The sequence below is a fragment of the Streptomyces sp. AcH 505 genome (genome assembly GCF_000818175.1).
Lineage (GTDB): Bacteria > Actinomycetota > Actinomycetes > Streptomycetales > Streptomycetaceae > Streptomyces.
In genome coordinates this window covers 621,342-626,898 of the sequence record NZ_JTIY01000002.1, presented here as the reverse complement: position 1 = coordinate 626,898, position 5,557 = coordinate 621,342, and the positions used below count along the sequence as shown (strand labels likewise).

General features: G+C 72.0%; 6 protein-coding genes. 3 read left to right on the top strand and 3 right to left on the bottom strand.

Annotated elements, in window-relative coordinates:
* Both HY68_RS44325 and HY68_RS32895 read left to right on the top strand, forming a co-directional pair.
* On the top strand, positions 1–262 hold a 262-nt coding region (locus HY68_RS44325; protein WP_041998754.1), incomplete at its 5' end, for a hypothetical protein.
* 67 nt (positions 263–329) lie between these two features.
* Complete coding sequence (locus tag HY68_RS32895) at positions 330–2,888, top strand: polysaccharide lyase family 8 super-sandwich domain-containing protein (RefSeq protein ID WP_041998752.1); 2,559 nt, start codon at positions 330–332, stop codon at positions 2,886–2,888.
* Here the strand turns inward: HY68_RS32895 and HY68_RS32890 are convergent.
* Complete coding sequence (locus HY68_RS32890; protein WP_041998748.1) at positions 2,855–3,214, bottom strand: cupin domain-containing protein; 360 nt, start codon at positions 3,212–3,214, stop codon at positions 2,855–2,857. The genes HY68_RS32895 and HY68_RS32890 overlap by 34 nt on opposite strands.
* Before the next feature lie 66 nt (positions 3,215–3,280).
* Here HY68_RS32890 and HY68_RS32885 point away from each other — a divergent pair, with 66 nt between their 5' ends.
* The gene (locus tag HY68_RS32885) at positions 3,281–3,994 is read left to right on the top strand and encodes a spermidine synthase (RefSeq protein WP_041998744.1); all 714 of its coding nucleotides are present in this window, start codon (positions 3,281–3,283) and stop codon (positions 3,992–3,994) included.
* 88 nt (positions 3,995–4,082) lie between these two features.
* On the opposite strand, the gene HY68_RS32880 is transcribed toward HY68_RS32885, so the two are convergent.
* Together HY68_RS32880 and HY68_RS45820 are read right to left on the bottom strand one after the other, a co-directional pair.
* Positions 4,083–5,132: a LacI family DNA-binding transcriptional regulator gene (locus HY68_RS32880; protein WP_042000546.1), complete on the bottom strand. Its 1,050-nt coding sequence runs from the start codon at positions 5,130–5,132 to the stop codon at positions 4,083–4,085.
* Positions 5,133–5,136: 4 nt separating this feature from the next.
* The coding region (locus HY68_RS45820; protein WP_041998741.1) for a DUF3459 domain-containing protein at positions 5,137–5,557 on the bottom strand (421 nt) is incomplete at its 5' end.

Here is a 5,557-nt window from a genome sequence, read left to right as displayed (position 1 = left end):
CCACTGGGTCGTCGCCGCCCTGGCCGTGCTCGTGGTGGCCACGACCGTGGCGGTCACGCTGCTGCACCGCGCCCGGCTCGCGGCGGCGCGTCCCACGTCGGAGCGCTCCGTGGCCGCCCGGCACCCGGGCGGGGACCAGGTGGCGGACGGCGCCCGGGAAGACGGCGCCCGGGAACCGGACGGGGATCTCGGAACGGCCGGCCGGAGCGACGGGCGAGAACTCGAACAGACGGGCACCGAGACCCAGTTGTGCCGTATGTAGTGACACCCGCCGGGACGGTTGCTTGAATGCCGCAAGCGCTTTCCGTCATCCGCTGAGAGTCCCCGCCGTGCAGATCTCGCGTCGTGCCCTGGTGTCGTCGGTCCCCGCAGCGGTCCTCCTCGCCGGGGTACGGCCGCCGGGGGCCCGGGCGGCGGACCGCCCGCTCGCGGTCGGCGACGACCCGGCCGCCGACCGGGCGGCGCTGATCGCCAACACCCTGGCGATCTTCGCCGGTACGGACACCTCCAACGCGCGGCCGGAGGTCGCCGCGAAGCTCCGGACCGTGGACACGACGGCCCGGAGCCGGCTCGCAGCGCTGGACTCGGCGGGTCCCGGCGAGTTGTTCGCGGGACTGCCGCTCGGCGCCAGCGACCCGAACCTCACGACGTCGTTCCAGTACCTCTACGAGATCGCGCTCGCCACCCGGACACCCGGCGGCCCCGCCTCGGACCTGCACGGTGACGCGGCCGTCCAACGGCGGGTGATCGACGGCCTGGTCACGCTCTACGACTCCTGGTACGGCGACCAGTCGAAGGGCTACTACGGCAACTGGTTCAACTGGGAGATCGGGATCTCGTCCCACGTCAGCAGGACACTCGTCCTGCTCGGGGATCCGATCGCCGCGTACCGCCCCGAGTTGACCGCCCAGTACGTCGCGGCGATGGACGCGTATCTGCGCAGCGGCACGAACGGCGACGTCGATCTCGACTCGCGTTTCCACACCGGCGCCAATCTGGCCGACATCACCACGAACCGCGTTCTCCAGGGCGCCGTCGTCGGCGACAACGCCCGTATCACCAAGGCCGTTTCCGACCAGCTGACCGTCTTCGCGACCGTCGACCCGTACCGTCCGCTGCACGGCGTGAGCGACGGCTTCTACGCGGACGGCTCGTTCGTCCAGCACGCGTCCGTCGCCTACACCGGCTCCTACGGCACGGGCCTGCTCACCCGGATCGTGCAGACCGTACAGATCCTCGACGGGACAAGCTTCGTGCCGGGGGACGATCTCGTCGGTGTGGTGCGGCGGTGGATCACCGAGGGATTCGCCCCGCTGATCTTCGAGGGCTGGATGATGGAGCCCGTCAAGGGCCGCGCGGTCTCCCGCACCACCACCGGATACGCGGACGCCGCAGCCGTCGTCGAGGCGGTCGTGGGACTCTGCGGGCATGTCGCGGCCGCCGACGCCGCCGCGCTGGGCGGCTACGTCACGTACCTGCGGCAGACGTCGAAAGCCACGCTCGACCCGTCGGCGTTCGTCTCCCCCGTGACTGTCGCCCGCTACGCCGACATCATCGCCGACCCCGCCCTCCCGGCCGCAGACCTCAACCCCGCGGCGCACCATGCCGCGTTCAACGCGATGGACAGGACCGTGCACCGGCGGCCCGGGTACGCCTTCGCGCTGGCCCGCAGCTCCACCCGGATCAGCGGGTACGAGTACATGAGCGGCGAGAATCTGCTGCCGTGGTTCCAGGGGGACGGCGCGCACTACCTGTACCTCGCGGGCCAGGACCAGACCCGCGCGTACGGCGTGGACTACTTCACCGCCGTGTCGCCGTACGGCCTCGCGGGCGTCACGGCGCCGGTGGAGACGCGCGGGAGCGTCCCCGAGCTGTACGGCACCGCCTGGTACGACAACCCGGAGCGCGGCTTCACCTCGTCGTCCGAGTCGCAGAACACGTACGTCTACTTCCCCCGCGCCACCAACGTGTTCTCCGGCGGCGCGCGGCTCGGTGCGTACGGGGTCGCCGGGTTCGTCCAGTCGGACGACGTCGCGTACGCCGCCCGGCAGGCCGGTGAACTCCCCGACGACTTCGTGGCGTACCGCAACGCGTCCGCCACGAAGTCGTGGTTCATGCTCGACGACGAGATAGCCGTGCTCGCCGCCGGAGTCGGCGACGCGGCGGGCCGCGCGCTCACCACGACCGTCGACGCGCGGATCGCCGGACCCGCCGATCGGGTCCGGGTCACCGGGCGGCTGCGTGACGGCGCCGCGTGGTCCGGCGCGGGCACCGCCGAGCCGGCCTGGCTGCGCTACGCGAACGACAGCGAGGCCGTCGCGGTCGGCTACGTCTTCCTCGGCAGGACCCCGGTCACGGTCGCGCTCGACACGGTCAGCCGCAGCCGCCGCGCCGTACGGACGGCCAACCCCGACACCACGGTCACCAAAGCGGTCTTCTCGCTCACCGCCGGCCGCCCGGCCGGCGCCCCTCCGGCCTCGCTGGCGTACGCGCTGGTCCCCGGCGCCGCCGAGCGGCAACTGGCCATGTACGCCCGGGGTCCGCTGTCGGTCCTGGTCAACACCACCCGGATCCAGGCCGTTTCGCACCGGCGGCTCGGCATCGTCGCCGCCAACGTCTTCGCGCCGGGCATCCATCGGGCGGCCCAGCTGTCCGTCGAGGGACCGGCGTCGGTACTGCTGCGCGAGACGCGCCACGGCGGTACGTCGGTCGCGGTCAGCGACCCGACGACGGAGCGGGACACGGTGACGGTCGTCCTGCACGGCCGGACGATGCGCGCGACGTCGGCGGACGACGGTGTCCGGGTCAGCCGGGTCCCCGGCGGCACCCGGCTGGACGTCACCACCCGGCACGCCTACGGACGCAGCTTCGCGGCCGCACTGCGGTAGCGGATCTCCAGCATCACGCAGCCGCCGGCCGTACGGTACGGGCCGTGCTCCATCCCGGGCGGCCGCGCGGCGTACTCACCGGCGCGGAACGTCCGGCCGAGGGTCAGGTCGTGCAGCTCGCCCTGGAGCAGATAGACCTCCTCGACCCATTCGTGCCGGATCACCCCGGCGGCCGAGGTGTCGAGGCCCGCTTCCCAGCGGACCAGCCGGGTCAGTACGTCCGGGTCGCTCTCGTCCCTGCTGAGGATCTTCTCCGCGGTCCCGGGCTGCGGCCCGTCGGACCACGGCAGCGCGTCCGCGGGGAAGAATTCGTGCTCGCTCTTCATCGTGCGGGTTCCTGACGGTCGGGGGCATAGGCTCCAGGCCATGATTCCGCACGGAGAAGGAACCGCATGAGCGCGCGTTTCGAGGAGATCGACTGGCGGCCGACCCCGATGGGTGACATCAGTCTGCGCCGCCGCAGGGAGCCGGTGTCGGGCGACGACGTGTACGAGGTGAAGCTCGGCGACGAGTTCCTCATGTCGAGCCTCTTCACCGCCGGTGAGATCGCCCTGACCCGGCTCGGCCTCGCGCAGGCGCCGGCCGGCCGGCTCGACGTCGTGGTCGGCGGACTCGGCCTCGGGTACACCGCACGGGCGGCGCTGGAGGACCCGCGCGTCGCGTCCCTGATCGTGGTCGACGCGCTCGCCGAGGTGATCGAGTGGCACGAGCGCGGACTGGTGCCGCTCGGCGCCGGGTTGGCGACCGACCCGCGCTGCCGGCTGGTCAGGGGCGACTTCTTCGCGATGACCGGCGACGCGACGGGTCTGGACCCGCTGGCCCCGGGCCGGCTCTTCGACGCGATCCTGCTGGACGTGGACCACTCACCGCGCCATGTACTGCACCCCAGCCACGCGGCTCTCTACACGGCCGCGGGGCTGCGCACGCTCGGTGAACGGCTCAGGCCCGACGGCGTGTTCGCCCTGTGGTCGAACGATCCGCCCGACGACCCGTTCACCGCACTGCTCGGCGAGGTCTTCGCCGAAGCCCGGGCGCATGTGGTCGAGTTCGACAACCCGCTGCAGGGCGGCACCTCGACCAACACCGTGTACGTCGCGCGGAAATGAGCCGGTTCGGCGCTGCCCGGTGAGCGTTCCGCGCCGCACTCCCGTTCATTGGTCGTGCACAGAACACCGTCCGGCGCGCGGATCGGGATCAGGGGGCGGTGGGACCCGCCGCCGTCGAGCCGCGGACGACCAGTTCCGGCAGGAAGATGAACTCGCTGTGCGGGGTGGGCGTTCCGCCGACCTCCTCCAGCAGCGCGTGCACGGCGGCCTGGCTCATCGCGGCCACCGGCTGCCGGATGGTGGTCAGCGGCGGGTCGGTGAAGGCGATCAGCGGCGAGTCGTCGAAGCCGACCACCGACACGTCCTCCGGCACCCGCAGCCGCTGCTGGCGGGCGGCCCTGATCGCGCCGAGCGCCATCATGTCGGAGGCGCACACCACCGCCGTACAGCCGGCGTCGATCAGCGCGGTGGCTGCGGCCTGGCCGCCCTCCAGCGTGTACAGGGAATGCTGGATCAGCGCCTGCGCCTCCGCGTCGGTCAGCCCGAGCACGTCCGCCATCGCGGCGGTGAACCCCTCGATCTTGCGCAGGACGGGTACAAAACGTTTCTGTCCCACCGCGAGACCGATCTTGCGGTGTCCCAGCGACGCGAGGTGGGTGACGGCGAGCCGCATCGCACCGCGGTCGTCCGGCGAGATGAACGGCGCGTTGATCTTCTCGGAGAAGCCGTTGATGAGGACGAAGGGCACGCCCTGCCCTTCGAGCCGGGCGTAGCGCTCCGTGTCGGCCGTGGAGTCGGCGTGGAGCCCCGAGACGAAGATGAATCCGTCCACCCCGCGCTCCACCAGCATCTCGACCAGTTCGTCCTCGGTCGAGCCGCCCGGCGTCTGGGTGGCGAGCACCGGGGTGTATCCCTGCCTGGTGAGCGCCTGCCCGATGATCTGCGCGAAGGCGGGGAAGATCGGGTTCTCCAGCTCGGGCGTGATCAGCCCGATCAGCCCGGCGCTGCGCTGCCGCAGCCGTACCGGCCGCTCGTAACCCAGCAGGTCCAGAGCGGCCAGTACGGACTCGCGTGTGGTGGCGGAGACGCCGGGCTTGCCGTTGAGCACCCGGCTGACCGTCGCTTCGCTCACTCCGGCCTGCACCGCGATGTCGGCGAGGCGCGCGGTTCCGGTGCCTGCGGAGGGACGGGATGCCATCACGTCAGATCGCCCACCAGATGGCCGTGTCAGCGGGGATCTTGATCTCCATGGACGAACCTCCATCAACCGCCGCCGTGTGCGACGCGGCGTCGGTTGCCGTTGCCGTGCTGCTCGCGACCAGCATACGACCCGGACGTGGCAGGGTGATCGGCGCTCCGGTCAGATTGACCGTGCACACCACGGCTCCCCCCGCACCGTCGGCGGTGACCGGGGTGTCGGCGGGGTCGCGGCGGAAGGCGAGCACACCGTCCGGGGCTTCCAGCCAGGTCACCGAGGAGCCCGCGCCGAGCGCCGGGTGCGCCCGGCGTACGGCCAGCGCGGCGCGGTACAGCTCAAGTGTGGAATCGGGGTCGCCGGTCTGTGCCTCGACGGACAGTTCGGCCCAGGAGTCGGGCTGCGGCAGCCAGCTGCCGCCCGCGCCG

What these genes read in the sequence shown, in the direction of transcription:
- HY68_RS32890 (WP_041998748.1), bottom strand. Translation starts at nt 3,214, where the DNA reads ATGAAGAGCGAGCACGAATTCTTCCCCGCGGACGCGCTGCCGTGGTCC.
- HY68_RS32885 (WP_041998744.1), top strand. Translation starts at nt 3,281, where the DNA reads ATGAGCGCGCGTTTCGAGGAGATCGACTGGCGGCCGACCCCGATGGGT.
- HY68_RS32880 (WP_042000546.1), bottom strand. Translation starts at nt 5,132, where the DNA reads ATGGCATCCCGTCCCTCCGCAGGCACCGGAACCGCGCGCCTCGCCGAC.